At 66.5% G+C, this 16,622-nt stretch carries 15 protein-coding genes; 6 read left to right on the forward strand and 9 right to left on the reverse strand.

The genetic code is table 11. The features are described from left to right. Positions 1-840: 840 nt before the first annotated feature. The 5 genes from ACHMXB_RS11590 to ACHMXB_RS11610 form a co-directional block, all read right to left on the reverse strand. A complete protein-coding gene (locus ACHMXB_RS11590) occupies positions 841-2,262 on the reverse strand; it encodes a sulfate adenylyltransferase subunit 1 (protein ID WP_395398472.1) in 1,422 nt (473 codons plus the stop codon). Beyond that, positions 2,262-3,209, reverse strand: coding sequence for a sulfate adenylyltransferase subunit CysD (gene cysD / locus ACHMXB_RS11595; RefSeq protein ID WP_102971351.1), 948 nt, complete (start codon positions 3,207-3,209; stop codon positions 2,262-2,264). Before cysD ends, ACHMXB_RS11590 begins: the two co-directional genes overlap by 1 nt. Further along, positions 3,206-3,952 carry a phosphoadenylyl-sulfate reductase gene (locus tag ACHMXB_RS11600; RefSeq protein WP_395405242.1) on the reverse strand — a complete coding sequence of 249 codons (747 nt, stop codon included), beginning with the start codon at positions 3,950-3,952 and terminating at the stop codon, positions 3,206-3,208. Before ACHMXB_RS11600 ends, cysD begins: the two co-directional genes overlap by 4 nt. Before the next feature lie 11 nt (positions 3,953-3,963). Beyond that, complete coding sequence (locus ACHMXB_RS11605) at positions 3,964-5,703, reverse strand: nitrite/sulfite reductase (protein ID WP_395398473.1); 1,740 nt, start codon at positions 5,701-5,703, stop codon at positions 3,964-3,966. Between the two features lie 145 nt (positions 5,704-5,848). Beyond that, positions 5,849-6,652, reverse strand: a complete 804-nt coding sequence (locus tag ACHMXB_RS11610) for a sirohydrochlorin chelatase (protein ID WP_395398474.1) — start codon at positions 6,650-6,652, stop codon at positions 5,849-5,851. Between the two features lie 60 nt (positions 6,653-6,712). Here ACHMXB_RS11610 and ACHMXB_RS11615 point away from each other — a divergent pair, with 60 nt between their 5' ends. Next, positions 6,713-7,384, forward strand: coding sequence for a trimeric intracellular cation channel family protein (locus tag ACHMXB_RS11615; RefSeq protein WP_395398475.1), 672 nt, complete (start codon positions 6,713-6,715; stop codon positions 7,382-7,384). Positions 7,385-7,398: 14 nt separating this feature from the next. After that, a complete protein-coding gene (locus ACHMXB_RS11620; RefSeq protein ID WP_236804680.1) occupies positions 7,399-7,821 on the forward strand; it encodes a hypothetical protein in 423 nt (140 codons plus the stop codon). Between the two features lie 105 nt (positions 7,822-7,926). Here the strand turns inward: ACHMXB_RS11620 and ACHMXB_RS11625 are convergent, their stop codons facing one another. From ACHMXB_RS11625 to ACHMXB_RS11640, 4 genes are all read right to left on the reverse strand, one after another. Continuing rightward, positions 7,927-8,454: an endonuclease domain-containing protein gene (locus ACHMXB_RS11625; RefSeq protein WP_395398476.1), complete on the reverse strand. Its 528-nt coding sequence runs from the start codon at positions 8,452-8,454 to the stop codon at positions 7,927-7,929. A 727-nt stretch (positions 8,455-9,181) separates the two neighbouring features. Beyond that, positions 9,182-10,282, reverse strand: coding sequence for a polyprenyl synthetase family protein (locus tag ACHMXB_RS11630; RefSeq protein ID WP_395398477.1), 1,101 nt, complete (start codon positions 10,280-10,282; stop codon positions 9,182-9,184). Between the two features lie 9 nt (positions 10,283-10,291). Then, on the reverse strand, positions 10,292-11,626 hold the full coding sequence (locus tag ACHMXB_RS11635) for a geranylgeranyl reductase family protein (protein ID WP_395398478.1): 1,335 nt from the start codon (positions 11,624-11,626) through the stop codon (positions 10,292-10,294). Positions 11,627-11,630: 4 nt separating this feature from the next. Beyond that, positions 11,631-12,410, reverse strand: coding sequence for a demethylmenaquinone methyltransferase (locus ACHMXB_RS11640; RefSeq protein WP_190603703.1), 780 nt, complete (start codon positions 12,408-12,410; stop codon positions 11,631-11,633). Between the two features lie 119 nt (positions 12,411-12,529). Here ACHMXB_RS11640 and ACHMXB_RS11645 point away from each other — a divergent pair, with 119 nt between their 5' ends. The 4 genes from ACHMXB_RS11645 to ACHMXB_RS11660 all read left to right on the forward strand — a co-directional run bounded on the left by ACHMXB_RS11645 (position 12,530) and on the right by ACHMXB_RS11660 (position 16,564). Next, complete coding sequence (locus ACHMXB_RS11645; RefSeq protein ID WP_395398479.1) at positions 12,530-13,852, forward strand: isochorismate synthase MenF; 1,323 nt, start codon at positions 12,530-12,532, stop codon at positions 13,850-13,852. 201 nt (positions 13,853-14,053) lie between these two features. Then, complete coding sequence (locus ACHMXB_RS11650) at positions 14,054-14,860, forward strand: ABC transporter substrate-binding protein (protein ID WP_395398480.1); 807 nt, start codon at positions 14,054-14,056, stop codon at positions 14,858-14,860. Between the two features lie 97 nt (positions 14,861-14,957). After that, complete coding sequence (locus ACHMXB_RS11655) at positions 14,958-15,749, forward strand: amino acid ABC transporter permease (RefSeq protein ID WP_111905073.1); 792 nt, start codon at positions 14,958-14,960, stop codon at positions 15,747-15,749. A gap of 11 nt (positions 15,750-15,760) precedes the next feature. Continuing rightward, positions 15,761-16,564 carry an amino acid ABC transporter ATP-binding protein gene (locus ACHMXB_RS11660; RefSeq protein WP_395398481.1) on the forward strand — a complete coding sequence of 268 codons (804 nt, stop codon included), beginning with the start codon at positions 15,761-15,763 and terminating at the stop codon, positions 16,562-16,564. The last annotated feature ends 58 nt before the right edge of the window (positions 16,565-16,622 follow it).

Here is a 16,622-nt window from a genome sequence, read left to right on the forward strand (position 1 = left end):
GTATATATGCGATTGGGGACGGACGCCGCCTGAGGACTACGAGTTTTGCGGATGCGGACGGGCGACAGGAACGACGGCAAACGCGCAGATCCAAGCATCGGAGTCGACACGGCAGGGGAACAATAGCGGTGGAGTTCAAGCCGGTCGTGATGTCACTGCTCATCAAATAATCATTGGTAATGAGTCCTCGGACCCCTACACATACCGGATGGAGATTTCACGATCTTCCCAGAAGCGGAGCATTCTTCCCGATAATTGGGTGGCCGCTGCGGCAGGCTTCTGCACAGTTGCTTCCTTCGTCATGATGCTGACCTCCAATCTCAAGACTGTAGGCAGTGGATACTTTGCGCTTCTCGGCCTGTCCGGCGCAGTTGGTCTCTCGGTTCTGGCGTCATCGCTGTACTTGCGTTTCGGACTGAAGCCCGGAGACTCCATCATGAAGCCCTTCGGAAACCCGAGATCTGTATACGAAAAATTGGAAGACGGCAGTGTCTGTACGGCACGGTTCGTCGCTGCCTGTCCTTGGTGCACGTCTAACGGGCAGACCGGAAATATGGTCCCGCGGACGAGGAACAACTCAAACCATTGGGTTTGCCGACGTAATCCAGTCCAGCACACGTTGGGCTTTGATCCCGTAACCATCGGATTAGGGTGCTCCATCGCAGCCAGCGTAGATGGTTTGGGGCACTCGCAACCGGCTTGACCGGCCCTCATCCGCTTGACCGGCCTCGGGCAGGGCCGGTCATGAGGCTCAGGGCCGGTCGTGCAACAAGACGCGGACACGACGAGGGCCCCGATCCGGATGAACTCCGAATCAGGGCCCCTGCACAGCGAAAGCGATCAGATCGAGTAGCGCTCGTCCTCGTGGTCGCCCGGGTGGTCCTTGACCAGGCCGGCGGCGAGGGTGTTTCCGTCGAGCGGGTCGATCACCAGGAACGCGCCCGTGCGGCGGTGGTGCAGGTAGTTCTCGAGCGGCAGCGGGGCGGCGAGCCGGAGCTGCGCGTGGCCGATGTCGTTGAGCTCCAGGCTGGAGGCACCTTCGAGGTTGAACGTGGCCAGGTCCAGCTTGCCGCTGACGCTGCGGACCAGGGCCTGCACGGTGCGGGTGCCGTGCTTGACCAGAACCTTGGCGCCCTCGCGGAGCGGCTTCGGGGACAGCCAGCACAGCTGGGCGTACAGGTCGGCGGTGCTTTCGCGGACAGTGCCGGCAGCGGCGATGGTGTCACCGCGGGCGACGTCGAACTCGTCCGCCAGGCGGATCGCCACGGACTGCGGGGCCACGGCTTCTTCCAGTGAAGCGCCGGCGAAGTCGATGCCCGTCACCGTGGTGGTGCGCGGGGCCTGGCCGGGGGTCAGCACGCTGACCTTGTCCCCCACCTTCACGGAGCCCTCGGTGATCTGCCCGGCGTAGGCGCGGTAGTCGCGGTATTTCTCGACGTCGAGCCCGCCGGCCACGGCGTCCGGTGCCAGCGCGCCCTGCGGCCGGATGACCAGCTGCACGGGGAAGCGGAAGCTCTCCAGGTGGCTTTCGAGTTCATCGGCGGCGGGCAGCGTTTCGAGCACCTCGAGCAGCGCGGGCCCGGTGTACCAGGGGGTGCGCTCCGAGCGCTCCACCACGTTGTCGCCGTCGAGCGCGGAAACGGGGACCACCAGCAGATCCGTGATGCCGTCGGACCCGAGGCCCAGCTCACGGCCAACCTTCTGAACGTCGGCCTCAATCTCGCGGAACACGGACTCGCTGAAGTCCACGAGGTCGATCTTGTTCACGGCCACGATCACGTGCGCCACGCGCAGCAACTGCAGCACGGACAGGTGCCGGCGGGTCTGCTCCAGGACACCCTTGCGGGCGTCAATGAGTACGACGACGGCATCCGCGGTGGACGCGCCGGTCACCGTGTTCTTGGTGTACTGCACGTGCCCGGGGCAGTCCGCGAGGATGAAGCTGCGGCGGTCCGTGGCGAAGTAGCGGTAGGCGACGTCGATGGTGATGCCCTGCTCGCGCTCGGCACGCAGGCCGTCGGTCAGCAGCGCAAGGTCGATGCCGCCGGCTGAACCGCCGAAGCCGCGGTCCGCGGACGTGCGGGCAACGGCGTCGAGCTGGTCGGCAAGGATCGCCTTGGAGTCGTGCAGGAGGCGGCCCACCAGAGTGGACTTCCCGTCGTCGACCGATCCTGCAGTGGCGAAGCGGAACAGCGAGGCGGACGCGAGGGGGGCCTCGTCCAGGAGCGCCGCGGCGCGGGCGGTGTCAATGTCGGTAGTCATTAGAAGTAGCCGTCCTTCTTGCGGTCTTCCATGGCAGCCTCGGAGATGCGGTCATCCGCACGGGTGGCGCCACGTTCAGTGATGGTGGAGGCGGCAACTTCGATCACGACGTCGCGCACGGTGGCGGCAGCCGATTCGACGGCGCCAGTGCAGGACATGTCACCGACGGTCCGGTAGCGGACGGTCTTGGTGATGACTTCCTCATGCGGCAGTGGCTGGGACACCTCGCCCACTGCGCGCCACATGCCGTCGCGGGCGAAGACCTCGCGGTCGTGGGCGTAGTACAGGCCCGGAAGTTCGATGTTTTCGCGCTCGATGTAGCGCCACACGTCCAGCTCGGTCCAGTTGCTGATGGGGAACGCACGGACGTGCTGGCCCACGGTGTGGCGGCCGTTGTACAGGTTCCACAGCTCTGGGCGCTGGTTGCGCGGGTCCCACTGCCCAAACTCGTCGCGCAGGCTCAGGATGCGCTCCTTGGCGCGGGCCTTGTCCTCGTCGCGGCGGCCGCCGCCGAAGACGGCGTCGAACTTGTTGGACTGGATGGCGTCCAGCAGCGGGACGGTCTGCAGCGGGTTGCGGGTGCCGTCGGCACGCTCGGCCAGCTCGCCGCGGTCGATGAACTCCTGCACGGAGCCGACGACGAGCTTCAGCCCCAGCCGCTCAACGGTCCGGTCGCGGAAGTCGATGACCTCGGGGAAGTTGTGGCCGGTGTCCACGTGCAGCACGGGGAAGGGGACCTTGCCCGGCCAGAACGCCTTGGTGGCCAGGTGCAGCATGACTACGGAGTCCTTACCGCCGGAGAACAGCAGGGCCGGCTTCTCGAACTCGGCGACAACCTCGCGGATGATGTGGATCGCTTCGGATTCGAGGGTGTCCAGGCTGGAGAGGCGCGTGGATTCAGCGGCGTCGGTCACCAGGGTGGGCTCCTCAGTAATGAAAGTGCTCATACGTGTAGTCCGCATTCTGTCTTGTTGGTTCCTGCCCAGCGGCCGGCGCGGGGGTCCTCGCCGGCGGCCACCTTGCGGGTGCAGGGCTGGCAACCGATGGACGGGTAGCCCTGGGACAGGAGCGGGTTGACGGGCAGGAGGTTGTCGTCGGAGTACTGGACCAGCTGGTCGAACGTCCATGCGGCCATCGGGTTGACCTTGACCAGGCCATTGGCTTCGTCCCAGGTCACCAGCGGCGTGTTGGTGCGGGTGGGGGCCTCGTCGCGGCGGACGCCGGTGAACCAGAGTTCGTAGCCGGCGAGGGTGCGGCGCAGCGGGGCCACCTTGCGGAGGGCGCAGCACTGGGCGGCGTCGCGGGCGAACAGGTCCTTGCCCAGGAGCCGGTCCTGCTGCTCCACGGTGTTCTCCGGGAGTACCTCAACCACGTTGACGCGGAGGTTTGCGGCCACCTCGTCGCGCGTGGCGTAGGTTTCCGGGAAGTGGTAGCCGGTCTCCAGAAACAGGACGTCGACGCCGGGAAGCTGGTCGGCGACCAGTGCCGGCAGGACGGCGTCGGCCATAGAGCAGGCGACGGCAACGGCGGGCATGTCGAAGTTGCGCTCCACCCAGGCGATGACGTCGCGGGCCGGGGCGTCCCAGCCGAGCTCGGCGGCGCCGGCTTCGGCGAGGGCCTTCAGCTCCTCATGGGAGCGGAGTCCGGTGGCCGGGGTTTCGACGGGCTCAACCACGGGGTCGATTCCCAATGCGTGCTTGCTCACTGGAGTGCCTCCTCGTCAGCTGCGTGGGCCCACTCCGCGAAGGTCTGGCCCTCGGCGCGGTCGGCGACGAACTTGCGGACAACCCGTTCGACATAGTCGGGCAGGTCGGCGACGTAGACCTTCAGGCCGCGGACGGTGCGTCCCAGGCCGGCCTCGTCGCGTTCAACGGAAGCCAGCCCGCCGCCCAGGTGGACCTGGAAACCCGGGGTGGGGTCGCCGTCGGGCGTGGGGAGCATCATGCCCTTGAGCCCGATGTCCGCGGTCTGGATGCGGGCGCAGGAGTTGGGGCAGCCGTTGATGTGCAGCGACAGTGCCTGCGGGAGCTGGCCGCTGTCCGCGAGGTCCGCGAGGCGGCGTTCCAGCTCGGCGACGGCAGTGGCCGCGGTGACCTTGGTTTCAACAATGGCCAGCTTGCAGTATTCGATGCCGGTGCAGGCGATGGTGCCGCGGCGGAACACGGACGGGCGGGCGGACAGGCCCAGGGCGTCCAGCTCGGCCACGAGCGGCTCCACCTCATCCTTGGGAACGTCCAGCACCACGATCTTCTGGTGCGGGGTGGTGCGCAGGCGGTAGGAGCCGCGGGCTTCGAGGGTGTCCGCGAGCTTGACCAGCTGCGCGCCGGAGAGGCGGCCGGCGATGGGGGTGGCGCCGATGAAGAACTTGCCGTCCTTCTGTTCGTGCACGCCCACGTGGTCGCCCGGGGTGGAGGGCTTGGGCGCGGCAGGGCCATCAGCCAGCTTGTAGCCGAGGTATTCGTCCTCAAGGATCTGGCGGAACTTCTCCGGACCCCAGTCGGCCATGAGGAACTTCAGGCGGGCCTTGGTGCGCATGCGGCGGTAGCCGTAGTCACGGAAGATGCTGGTGACGCCGAGCCACACGTCCGCGGCCTGCTCCGGCTTCACGAAGGCGCCGAGGCGCTTGCCGAGCATCGGGTTGGTGGAGAGGGCGCCGCCGGCCCAGAGGTCGTAGCCGATGCCGAGCTCGGGGTGCTTGACGCCAACGAGGGCGAAGTCGTTGATCTCGTGCACCACGTCCTGGCTGGGGTGGCCGGTGATGGCGGTCTTGTACTTGCGCGGGAGGTTGGACAGCAGCGGGTTGCCGATGAACCGCTCGCCCAGCTCTTCGATGAGCGGGGTGGGGTCGATGATCTCGTCCTTGGCGATGCCGGCCACGGGTGAGCCCAGGATGACGCGGGGAACGTCGCCGCAGGCCTCGGTGGTGGAGAGGCCGTTGCTCTCGAGGCGGCGCCAGATCTCGGGGATGTCCTCCACGCGGATCCAGTGCAGCTGGATGTTCTGGCGGTCCGTGAGGTCCGCGGAATCGCGGGCGAAGTCCACGGAAATCTGGCCGATGACGCGCAGCTGCTCGGTGGTCAGCGCACCGCCGTCGATCCGGACGCGGAGCATGAAGTACTTGTCCTCGAGCTCGTGCGGCTCCAGCGTGGCGGTCTTGCCGCCGTCGATCCCGGGCTTGCGCTGCGTGTACAGGCCCCACCAGCGGAAGCGGCCGTGCAGGTCCTGGCCGGGGATGGCGTCGAAGCCTTCCTTGGCGTAGATGGACTCGATACGCTCGCGGACGTTGAGGCCGTCGTCTTCCTGCTTCCAGGTTTCGTTGGCGTTCAGCGGGGTGGTTCCGTCCACCTTCCACTGGCCGTGAGGCTTGGCGGCGGGTCGGGAGGCACGGGCCGGGCGCGCGGGCTTGTCCGTGGCCGCTCCGGCTACAGCTGTATCAGTCATGCATCGACTGTAGGGCCGCCCCGAAACACGTCACAAAGGCCCGGAAATGCTAAGTCACCTAAGGAAACATTTCGTCATGACTCGCCGGGAGGCCTTGAACGGCGCGGCCGGCTGTGCTTTCCGGGGCTGTGCTTCTCGATGCTTTTCAGGACCTGACGGCGTGGGCCGCCAGCGCGGCGTCGTACCGTTCCAGCGCGATCTCCGCGAGCACCGGCGAGGGCAGCAGCGGCTCGGTCACGAGGTCCGCTCCGGCCTTGGCGAGCTGATCGTGGAAGAAGCCCGGCGCCAAAAGGTACGAGGCCACCAGCACGCGCCCGCCAACGCTCACGCCCCCGGCCGACTCCCCCGCCCCGGCGCCGCCCGCGGCTTCCTCACGGAGCATGGCCACGGCTTCGGGCACCGAAGGCTTGGCCGAGGCACCGTACGCGGGGACGATCCGGTTGGAGCGCAGAGCCCTCAGCTGGTCAGCCAGTTCCTCGACGCTGACCGCCGCGTTCGGGTTGGACGAGCCCGCGGCGGCGAGCACGATCGCGTCGTTGTCCGTAACCCCGGCCTCCCGCAGCCGCTGGTCCAGCAGGGCGGCGAGGCGGGGGTCGGGTCCCAGCGGCGCCGCGGCCGCCGTGCCCGGCCGGCTCTTAACGGCCTTCGCGATGTCCACCTTCACGTGGTATCCCACGCTGAGCAGCAAGGGAACGACGACGGCGGACGGGCCGGCGGTGCCAGGCCCGCCGGCGGCAGCACCGCCGTCGGCCGTTGCAACGGAGCCGGGGTCCGCGGGGAGCCCGGCCACGACGTCCACCAGATCGGGCTGCTGGACGTCCACGTAGGCTTCGCGGACGTCGAGCCCCGGACGCAGCGCGGCGATGGCGTCGCGGAGGGCGTTGACCTCGGCGGCTCCTTGCGCGTTGGAGGTCCCATGGGCACAGGCGATCAGGATCGGGCTATTCATAGGGGCTAGCGTAACGTTGGAGCTGCACTGTCCGCCCCTTGAAATATGCCGGGACGCTCCATGACATTCTCTTTTGACATCGCCCTGGCATGGCTGGACCTGGCCGGCATCTTCTTTTTCGCGGTGTCCGGATCGCTGCTGGCCGCGCGGAAGCAGTTCGACCTACTCGGATCTCTCCTGCTCGCCTCCCTGGTCTCGCTCGGCGGCGGCGTAATCCGCGACATCATCCTGAACGCCGGCCCGCCCGCCGCGTTCAGCAACCCGGCCTACCTGGTGCCGCCGTTGCTGGCCACCGGGCTGGTGTACTTCCTGTTCTCCAGCGTGCAGCGCTACACCTCACTCCTCACCCTGTTCGACGCCGCGGGGCTGGCCCTGTTCTGCATCACGGGGACGCTCAAGGCGCTGTCCTTTGGAATGAACCCCGTCGCCGCCGTGCTGCTCGGGGTCACGACGGCGGTGGGCGGCGGCCTGCTGCGGGACATCACCGCCAACGTGGTGCCCCAGCTGTTCGACGCCCGGGATCTTTACGCGCTGCCTGCCTTCCTGGGCTCCGGACTTACCACAGTCCTCTGGCTGCTGGGTGCGTTCAACGCCCTCTCCGCAGTGACCGTGGCGGCCTTGGTCTTCGCGTTCCGGGTGGTCGCCTGGCGCCGGTCATGGCGCATCCCGCTGGCTGTGCGCGGGTGGCACCGGCTGGGCTTGGAACCCGGCAATTCGAGGGGCCGGGATTAGCTAGGATAAGAGCCATGACTGACATGTTCCTCGAGAAGTTCCGTGCGCTTGTTCCGAAGTATCTCGAAGACGAATGGCAGGAAGAGGACGGGCTGTCCGCCGAGGAACTGGACGCAGAGCTCGCCGATCACAAGTTCACCATCCCCCTGGTGCTGCGCGAGTTCTACCTGGCACTCGGCGGGTGTGAGGACCTCATGGAGGCATACCACTACTTCTGGGACCCCGAGGAACTCGAGGTGGACGACGAAGGCTTCCTTATGTTCCTTGAGGACGAGGAAGAAAACTTCACCTGGGGCTTCCGCACCGGCGACCTGAGCGTCCCGGACCCCATCGTCTACCGCCGGAACAACGCCCGCGGCCAGTGGAAGAGCGAGGAAGGCACCTTCTCGGAGTTCGTCTTCGACATGTTCGACTGGGCCTTCAACGACGAGGATTAGTTTTTCCGGCGCCGTCCTGACCCTGTTTCGTCTCGGCCGGCCGCGACTCGCCGCTTTCCTCGGCGTGTCGTGGTGCCCGCGGGGGCAAAGTAGGTCAGGACGGCGTCACTGAGGAGCAAACCTGCCAAGTGTTCGCAGACGGAGCACCGCCAGGACCTCTTCCACCATGGCCTCGGGGTGATAGACCACGTCGTCGTAGTAATAGCGCAGTGTAAGGAAGCCCCCGCGCATGCCGGCGTTGTTTCTCCGGTGGTCCTTCTTGACCTGCCGGGGTTCAAAGTGCGTGGACCCGTCCAACTCCACCACCAGGCATTCCTCAACCAGGCAGTCAACCTCGCCCACCCCAGGCAGGGGAACATGCATGCGGACCGTGAGTCCGGCCCGGACAAAGTGGGTATGGGCGAGGACCTCCAGCACGGAATCTGCCCGCGGTATCAGCAGACCCAGCACCGCGCGGGCGCGCCCATTCCTGTTCCCGATGAGTTTGCTCCTCAGGAAGTCGGCGGACGTTTCGCCCCGGCCGGTGGCTGACTGCACCAGCGCGAGCGCTTCAAGCTCCGGCAGGCACTTGAGTGCGTGCAGGAGCACGTCGGCCAGGCCCGCCACCGGATAGCCCGGTTCGGATGCGTGCACACATGGAGCGTGGTCTATCACGCCGGCCTTGGGCACCCCGTTGCCGCAACTCAGGTGCACTTCCCGCGGGGGATGCAGGGCCCACAGGCTGTAGAAGCGGGCCGCCGACACGCACGTTAGCCGGCCATTCGCCTTGAAGGCTGCCAGGACGCCGTCGTCCGCTGTGTGCAGCGCGTAAACTCCCCGCATCGGCCGGTACAACCGGCCGGAATCGACGGCGGCTTCGAGAGCGGGACGGCGAAACCCAGCGCGAAACAGGTCACCCCTTTTGGCCGCTCCCCCACGGCGAACCAGATATTTCTCAAGGTCCATCGCTCCACTGTCCGCGCGACTAGGGGCTGCTGGGGAGCAGCGGGTTTGCCTATGTGCACAAAACAGACGCGATCCGTCGTGACCCGGTTTCACGCCCAGCTCCCCAGAACGCGCCATGCCAACCGTGTTGTCTTCACTGCGGGCGGCCAAACAGGGTGACGACGGCGCGGCCCGAAAGGAGTGGCCTGTGTGACACGCGGCTTAACAAAGGATTTGGAAGATGTGACAAACCTGTCATAAAGTATTTCTCGGATCCACTGAATGCCTCCGGTGGATCTGATGCGAACGGAGAGACGGCCCCGGTTCCGCGCAGCGTTTGACTCGTAACGCTGCAGGGAAACGGGGCCGTTCCGTTTAGCGATTAGCCAGAGGGGCCCGGCACCTCACGGATACCGGGCCCAAAACTATGGCCTGGCTAGCTGGCGCGGTCCACCACAGCGTGCGCGAAGCTGGTCAGCGAGGCCTTCACAACGCCCTCGGGCAGCGGGGCCAGCGCGGCGATGGCCTCAGCCGACCACGCACGGGCCACCACCCAGGATTCCGCCGTGACGGGGTGCTCGCGCAGCCCGGCGACGGCTTCGGCGAGGGCCTCATCCGAGGAGAGGTCGCCGTCGATCAGCTTGAGAAGTTCGACGGCGGACTGGTCACCGTCCGCCGCGGCTTTGCGGAGCAGCAGCACAGGTAGGGTGGGAACGCCTTCGCGCAGGTCCGTGCCCGGGGATTTGCCGGACTTGACCTTGACACCCGTGACGTCGATGACGTCGTCGGCGAGCTGGAAGGCTACGCCCACCTTCTCGCCGTACTCCACCAGGACGTTCTCGTAGGCCTCGTCGGCGCCCGAGAAGATGGCACCGAACTGGCCGGAGGCCGCCACCAGCGAGCCGGTCTTGTCCGCGATCACGGACAGGTAGTGCTCCACCGGGTCCTCGTCCGGGCGCGGCCCGACGGTTTCGTGCAGCTGGCCCAGGCACAGCCGCTCGAAGGTCCGGGCCTGGATGCCGAGCGCGCGGCCGCCCAGCTCGGACACGAGGATGGACGCGCGGGCGAAGATCAGGTCACCAGTGAGGACGGCCACTGAGTTGCCCCAGACCTCGTGGGCCGTGGGCGCACCGCGGCGGAAGGGCGCGGAGTCCATAACGTCGTCGTGGTACAGCGTGGCCAGGTGAGTCAGCTCAACCACGACGGCGGCCTGCACCACGGAGGGCAGCGACGCGTCACCCAGGTGGGCGCAGAGCAGGGTCAGCAGGGGGCGGATGCGCTTGCCGCCGGCCTCCACGAGGTGACGCGACGTTGCGTCAGCCAGGGGGTCGGAGTTGGCGATCGCTTCGCGGAGTTTCTTCTCCACCCGGGCCAGGTTGGTGGTGAGGGCAGGACCCAGGTCGGGGTCTTCCGCGATGGCCGCGAAGCCTGCCGGCAGCTGCAGTCCGGTGGCGATGGCAGTGGTGTTGAGGCTGGGTTCGGAGTCCGGCAGGCCATGCCCGGCGTGCGTCCAGCTGTGGTTCGCGGAGTTGGTCACGGGTTAACCCTAACTTTTTGTTGCGGAAACCGCTGATTTGGAGCCGGAGGGGGCAAGGGCGGACGAGTTGGAAGTGGCCGGGACCAGCAGTTCGAGGAGGCGGATCACGCGGTCTTCGAAGCCCTTGGCCGACGGGTCGGTCAGGTTGGCCAGCAGCCGGACCACGAAGCGCATCAGCACGGGAATGGGCATCCCCGTCCGCAGCGCGAGCTTCATGACAGCGGGCTTGCCGATCAGCGCTGCGAAGGCTCGCCCCAGCGTGAAGTGGGATCCCCACTGTTCCCGCACATAGTCCGCGTACCCCGTGAGCCGCGTGTCGGCGTCGGACGTATTCCAACCCCCTGAAGCGGCACGGGAGCTGGCGTCAATGATGAACTCGGCCGCGAAGCGGGCAGACTCCATGGCGTAGGAGATGCCCTCGCCGTTGAACGGGGACACCATACCGCCGGCGTCGCCGAGGAGCAGCAGGCCGGGCGAGTAGTGCGGGGTGCGGTTGAAGCCCATGGGCAGGGCGGCGCCACGGATCTCCCCCACCTGGTTCTCCGGGGTGAAGCCCCATTCGGAGGGCATGCCGGCGGTCCATTCGCGGAGCACCTGCTTGTAGTCCAGCTTGCCGAATTCCTTGGACGAGTTGAGGATGCCCAGGCCTACGTTGGACGTGCCGTCGCCGACGCCGAACACCCAGCCGTATCCGGGCAGGAGTTTACCGTCGCGGCCGGGAAGTTCCAGCCAGCCTTCCATCCAGTCGTCGTCGTGCCGCGGCGATGTGAAATAGGTGCGGACGGCGACGCCCAGGGGCCGGTCATCACGCTTCTGGATGCCGAGGGAGACGGCGGTGCGGGTGGAGTTGCCGTCGGCAGCAAGCACGACGTCGGCACTGAAGTCGAGCGTCTCCCCCGTCTTCCGTCCGGTCTCGTCCAGGATCGCTGCGCGCACGCCGGTCACGCGGCCGTCACCGTTGCGGAACGCCTCCGTCACGCTGTGGCGTTCCAGGACAGTGGCGCCGGCGGCCTGCGCGTGCCGGGCGAGTTCCTCGTCGAAGCCCAGGCGGGTGCGGATCAGGCCGTACTGCGGAAAATCGGACACCTCGGGCCACGGCAGTTCAATGCTGCGGCCGCCGGCGAGCAGGCGCAGCCCCTTGTTCTGGCGCCAGCCGTCCTGTTCGGGGTGCGGCAGGCCGAGCTTCTGGATCTCGCGGACAGCGCGCGGAGTGAGCCCGTCGCCGCACACTTTTTCGCGCGGGAAGCTGGTCTTTTCCAGGACCGTGACGTCGATGCCGGCTTTGGCGAGGTAATACGCGGCGGTGGATCCGGCGGGACCCGCGCCAACAATCAGTACTTTCACAGTGTCAGCGGGCGGTCCGCGGGAGGTTGCGGCGCAGCTTGGCCACCGGGCCTGTGTGGGCTGCGATGGCTTCCGCCGAGCCGTTGCCCGTGAGGGGCTTGTGGGCGCGGTGGACGGCAACGATGCCGCCGCTCAGGTTGCGGTAGGTGACATCCTCCCAGCCGGCGTCCTGCAACCACGCGGCGAGGTTGTCCTGGTCGGGCCAGGCGCGGATGGACTCCGCCAGGTAGACGTACGCATCCGGGTTGGAGGACACCTTGGTGGCGATGGCCGGCAGGGCGCGCATGAGGTACTCGGTGTACATGGTGCGCCACAGCGGAACGACGGGCTGGGAGAACTCGGCGATGACCAGCTTGCCGCCCGGTTTGGTCACCCGGAGCATCTCGGCCAGGGCCTTCTTGGGCTCGTTGACGTTGCGTAGGCCGAAGGAGATGGTGCTGGCGTCAAAGGTGTTGTCGGCGAAGGGCAGGTTGGTGGCGTCACCGGCGATGAAGTCGATGTCGGGGCGGCGGCGCTTGCCTACCTTGAGCATGCCGAGGGAGAAATCGCAGGCCACCACGTCTATGCCTGCATCGGCATATGGCTCGCTGGAGGTTCCTGTCCCGGCGGCCAGGTCCAGCACCCGCTGGCCGGCCCGTACATCCATGGCTTCGACCACAACCTTGCGCCAGCGGCGAGTCTGCCCCATCGAGAGGACATCGTTGACGACGTCGTATTTGGGTGCGACGTCGTCAAACATCGTTGCTACTTCGTCCGGACGCTTATCCAAGGATGCTCGGTTCACCATGTCATTGTCTCAAAAGTTCCGCAGGCTCCGTGACACGGCCGCCGCCGGGCGTGGTGGCCCGGCCGATCCGCGGGGAAACGCCCCCAACTTGCTGCGCGGAGTACTGTTGACCCATCATGACCAGCACGCTCCGCACCCTGACAGTCCCTTTGGATGGAGAATCGGCTCCCGAGGGGCTGCCGTCGTATCTGGTCCGCGATGACGTCCTGTGCTGGACCCGCCGCGAAGCCGGTCTGGTTGGCTTCGGTGAGGCTGCGCGGTTCACCGCCACGGGCCCCGAGCGGTTCCTTGAGGCGGACATCTGGTGGCGCCACCTGGTCATTGAGGCAGACATCACCGACCATGTGGAATGCCCCGGCACCGGCCCGGTGGCGTTCGGATCCTTCGCGTTCTCCAAGGCGTCAGACCACGAATCCCGCCTGATCGTGCCGGAGATCGTGGTGGGCGTCCGGGACGGCCGCGCCTGGCTCACCCAGATAACGGCCGACGACGGCGAACTCACCGAGGCGGGCGCGTTCGCCGCACTGAAGGGGTGGCTGGCGCCGGACCCGGGTGCCGCCGTCGTACTTCCGGACCCGGCCGCGGTCCCAAACCAGGCCACTCTGAAGACCGGTTCCCTCAGCGAAGAGGACTGGATGGACGCGGTCACCGCCGGCGTCGCCGAGATCCGCACCGGGAAACTGGAGAAGCTGGTCCTGGCCCGGGACATCGTGGCCACGGTTCCCGAGGGCGTGAACGCCGCCGAGGTGTTGCGTCAGCTGGCCGAACGGTACCGGGAATGCTGGACCTACGGCGTCGACGGGCTCGTGGGCGCCACACCGGAAATGCTCATCCAAGTGGAGGGCCGCACCGCCCAGGCCAGGGTGCTCGCCGGGACACTGGACCGCCGCGACGCCGTCGGCGAGGCCGGGCTGCCGCTTGACTACGCTGAGCGGGTCCTGGCGGGGTCGGAGAAGCAGCGGCACGAGCACGAGATCGCCATCCAGTCGCTGACCACCCAGCTCGCACCTTTCTCCGAGGCCATGAACGCCCACGACGAGCCGTTCATCCTGGAGCTGCCCAACGTGTGGCACCTCGCGTCCGACGTCAAGGCCGAGCTCACCGAGGTGGAGGGCCACGTCCCCACCTGTCTTGCTCTCATCAACGCGCTGCACCCCACCGCCGCCGTATGCGGGACCCCGACGCAGGTTGCGGGGGCTCTGATCCGGGAACTCGAACACATGGACCGGGGCCCGTACGCGGGCCCCGTGGGCTGGCTCGACGCCGCAGGGAACGGGGAGTGGGGCATCGCGCTGCGCGGCGCCGTCATCGAGTCCCCCACTACCGTTCGGCTATATGCCGGGTGCGGAATTGTCGAGGGTTCGCAGCCGGAGGCAGAGCTCGCGGAGACGTGGGCTAAGTTCCGGCCGATGCTGGAGTCGCTAGGGATCAGCAACTGACCTGATCCAGCCATCCGCGCCGTCCTACCGAGGCAGTGTGCGTCCGGGATCCCGGACAGACCTAAGATTAAAGCCCTTGAAAAACGCTGTGGTTTAGTTATCAAATAGTGAAACTTAGTTTTCTGTGATGCACATCTCCTCTTCGGCGTTACACTATGAACCGATTTAGTTCCGCATACCCCTGCAACAAAAGGTAAAGAAATGCAGCTCAAGTCCCGTGCCACGGCCACTTTCAGCGCCAAGGCAGCCGCAATCCTCGCCGTCGGGGCCATCAGCCTCACCGCTTGCGGCGGCGGCGGCTCCACCCCGGCTGCCACCAGCAGCAGCGGCGTGCAGCTGATCAATGCCGGAAAGCTCACCATCTGCTCCGACGTCCCCTACGAGCCCTTCGAATTCCAGAAGGACGGCAAGATCGTGGGCTTCGACATGGACATCGCCGGCGAGCTGGCCAAGGACATGAAGGCTGAAGTCAACGTGGTGGACAGCTCCTTCGAGGCCATCGAGACCGGCACCGCACTCACCGGCTGCGACGTCTCCATCTCCTCCATTTCCATCACGGATACCCGTAAGGCCGTTATGGACTTCTCCGACCCCTACCTGAACGACGACCTGACGCTCGTGGCATCCGAGGCCTCCGGCATCACGAACGTCGAGGGCGCCAAGGGCAAGAAGGTGGGCGTCCAGCAGGCCACCACGGGTGCCAAGTACGCGAAGGACAAGGGCATCGACGCGCAGCAGTTTGAGGACACCGGCCTCCTGGTCCAGGCACTCAAGGCGGGCACCATCGAAGCGGCCCTGGGCAACCAGTCGGTCCTCGGCTACGCCATCAAGGATGACTCCAAGTTCAAGCGTGTCGAGAACTACGCCACGGGGGAAAAGCTCGGTATCGCGGTCAAGAAGGGCAACACCGCCATGCTCGAGCAGGTCAACACGACGCTGAAGCGCCTGACCGACGACGGAAGCCTCAAGAAGTTCGAGACCAGCTGGTTCGGCGAAGCCACCAAGTAACCGGCGCGCCTGACACCTACGCGGCAGGGGCCTCGTCCGGGATCTGTTCAACAGTCCGTGCGGGGCCTCCACTGCGCAAAACGAATGTGAGTACACCATGGCAATGACCGCACGACAGCGGGCCAGAGTAAGCCTGTACGTCCAGGCCGGGATTTTCGTTGTGGCTGTGGCCGCACTGATCCTGGCCACCGACTGGAAGACCCTCACCACCAACGTCTTCAACTTCGGCAAGATCGGCCCGATGTTCCCGGACATCTTCTTCTCAGGCCTGAAAAACACCCTGATCTACACGTTCCTGGGGTTCATCGTGGGCCTGTCCGGGGGCCTGCTGCTGGCCCTCATGAAGCTCTCCAGCTTCCCGTTGTACCGCTGGATCGCCACCGGCTACATTGAATTCTTCCGCGGCATCCCGGCGCTGCTGGTCTTCATCGCTTTCGGCTACGGCGTTCCGCTGGCGTTCGGTGTCCAGTGGAACGTGGCCGTCGTGGTGATGGTGTCGCTGGGCATGGTGGCGGCAGCCTACATCGCCGAGACGCTTCGTGCCGGGCTGCAGGCCGTGCCCAAGGGCCAGACGGAAGCCGCGCGGTCGCTGGGCATGCCGCAGTGGCGGGCCATGGTCACGATCGTCATCCCGCAGGCCTTCAGGATTGTCCTCCCCCCGCTGACCAACGAGGTCATCCTGCTGACCAAGGACTCCTCGCTGATCTACGTTCTGGGCCTCACGGCGGCGCAGTACGAACTCACCAAGTTTGGCCGCGACGGTATCTCCAGCCTCGGCGCGGGACTCACTCCGCTCCTCGTGGCGGGTGCGTTCTACCTCGTGGTCACCATCCCCCTGAGCCTCCTGGCCCGGAAGTTCGAAAGCCGCTCCGCGCGGACCAAGCGTTAGGCAGGGAAGTCATGAACGACGTCGAAATTCACTCCCGCACCCAAAGCGGGCGCGTCCACGCCGCCGGTGTGGCCATCAAGGACCTGCGCAAATCGTACGGCTCCAACGAGGTCCTCAAAGGCATCAGCCTGGACGTCGCACCGGGCGAAGTGGTGTGCCTGATCGGCCCGTCCGGTTCCGGCAAGTCCACCCTGCTGCGGTGCGTCAACCTGTTGGAGCAGCCCAATGAAGGCAGCATCCACGTGGGCGGCTTCGACGCCACGGACGCCGACGTGGACATCGACAAGATGCGCCGCAAGGTGGGCATGGTGTTCCAGCAATTCAACCTGTTTCCGCACCTGAACGCGCTGCGCAACTGCACGATCGCCCAGACCAAGGTGCTGAAGCGCCCCCAGGCCGAAGCAGACAAGATCGCCCATGCCAACCTTGAGCGAGTGGGACTCGGCCACCTTGCCGACCGGTTCCCGGACCAGCTCTCCGGCGGCCAGCAGCAGCGTGTGGCGATCGCCCGCGCGCTGAGCATGGACCCCGAGCTGATGCTCTTCGACGAGCCCACCTCCGCCCTCGACCCTGAGACTGTCGGCGACGTCCTCTCGGTCATGCGAAACCTGGCCAAGGAAGGCATGACCATGCTGGTGGTCACGCACGAGATGGGCTTCGCCCGGGAAGTCGCGGACCGCGTGGTGTTCATGGACGGCGGCGTGGTGGTCGAGGAGGGCGTGGCCGAGCAGGTCATCGGCTCCCCCACCCAAGGACGCACCAAGGAATTCCTCCGCCGCGTGCTGGACCCGACCCACATCGAGATCGCCGAGTAGGTTCTTTCCCACGGGCAATGCCCTGGCGCTGCAGGATTCCCGCAGCTCCAGGGCATTT

The sequence above is a fragment of the Arthrobacter sp. UC242_113 genome (assembly GCF_044054585.1).
GTDB lineage: Bacteria > Actinomycetota > Actinomycetes > Actinomycetales > Micrococcaceae > Arthrobacter.

Excerpts from the sequence above, each read along its gene's own strand:
- ACHMXB_RS11610 (WP_395398474.1), bottom strand. The coding sequence starts at position 6,652 with ATGAATAGCCCGATCCTGATCGCCTGTGCCCATGGGACCTCCAACGCG.
- ACHMXB_RS11650 (WP_395398480.1), top strand. The coding sequence starts at position 14,054 with ATGCAGCTCAAGTCCCGTGCCACGGCCACTTTCAGCGCCAAGGCAGCC.
- ACHMXB_RS11645 (WP_395398479.1), top strand. The coding sequence starts at position 12,530 with ATGACCAGCACGCTCCGCACCCTGACAGTCCCTTTGGATGGAGAATCG.
- ACHMXB_RS11615 (WP_395398475.1), top strand. The coding sequence starts at position 6,713 with ATGACATTCTCTTTTGACATCGCCCTGGCATGGCTGGACCTGGCCGGC.
- ACHMXB_RS11605 (WP_395398473.1), bottom strand. The coding sequence starts at position 5,703 with ATGACTGATACAGCTGTAGCCGGAGCGGCCACGGACAAGCCCGCGCGC.
- ACHMXB_RS11620 (WP_236804680.1), top strand. The coding sequence starts at position 7,399 with ATGACTGACATGTTCCTCGAGAAGTTCCGTGCGCTTGTTCCGAAGTAT.
- ACHMXB_RS11655 (WP_111905073.1), top strand. The coding sequence starts at position 14,958 with ATGGCAATGACCGCACGACAGCGGGCCAGAGTAAGCCTGTACGTCCAG.
- ACHMXB_RS11590 (WP_395398472.1), bottom strand. The coding sequence starts at position 2,262 with ATGACTACCGACATTGACACCGCCCGCGCCGCGGCGCTCCTGGACGAG.
- cysD (WP_102971351.1), bottom strand. The coding sequence starts at position 3,209 with ATGAGCACTTTCATTACTGAGGAGCCCACCCTGGTGACCGACGCCGCT.
- ACHMXB_RS11660 (WP_395398481.1), top strand. The coding sequence starts at position 15,761 with ATGAACGACGTCGAAATTCACTCCCGCACCCAAAGCGGGCGCGTCCAC.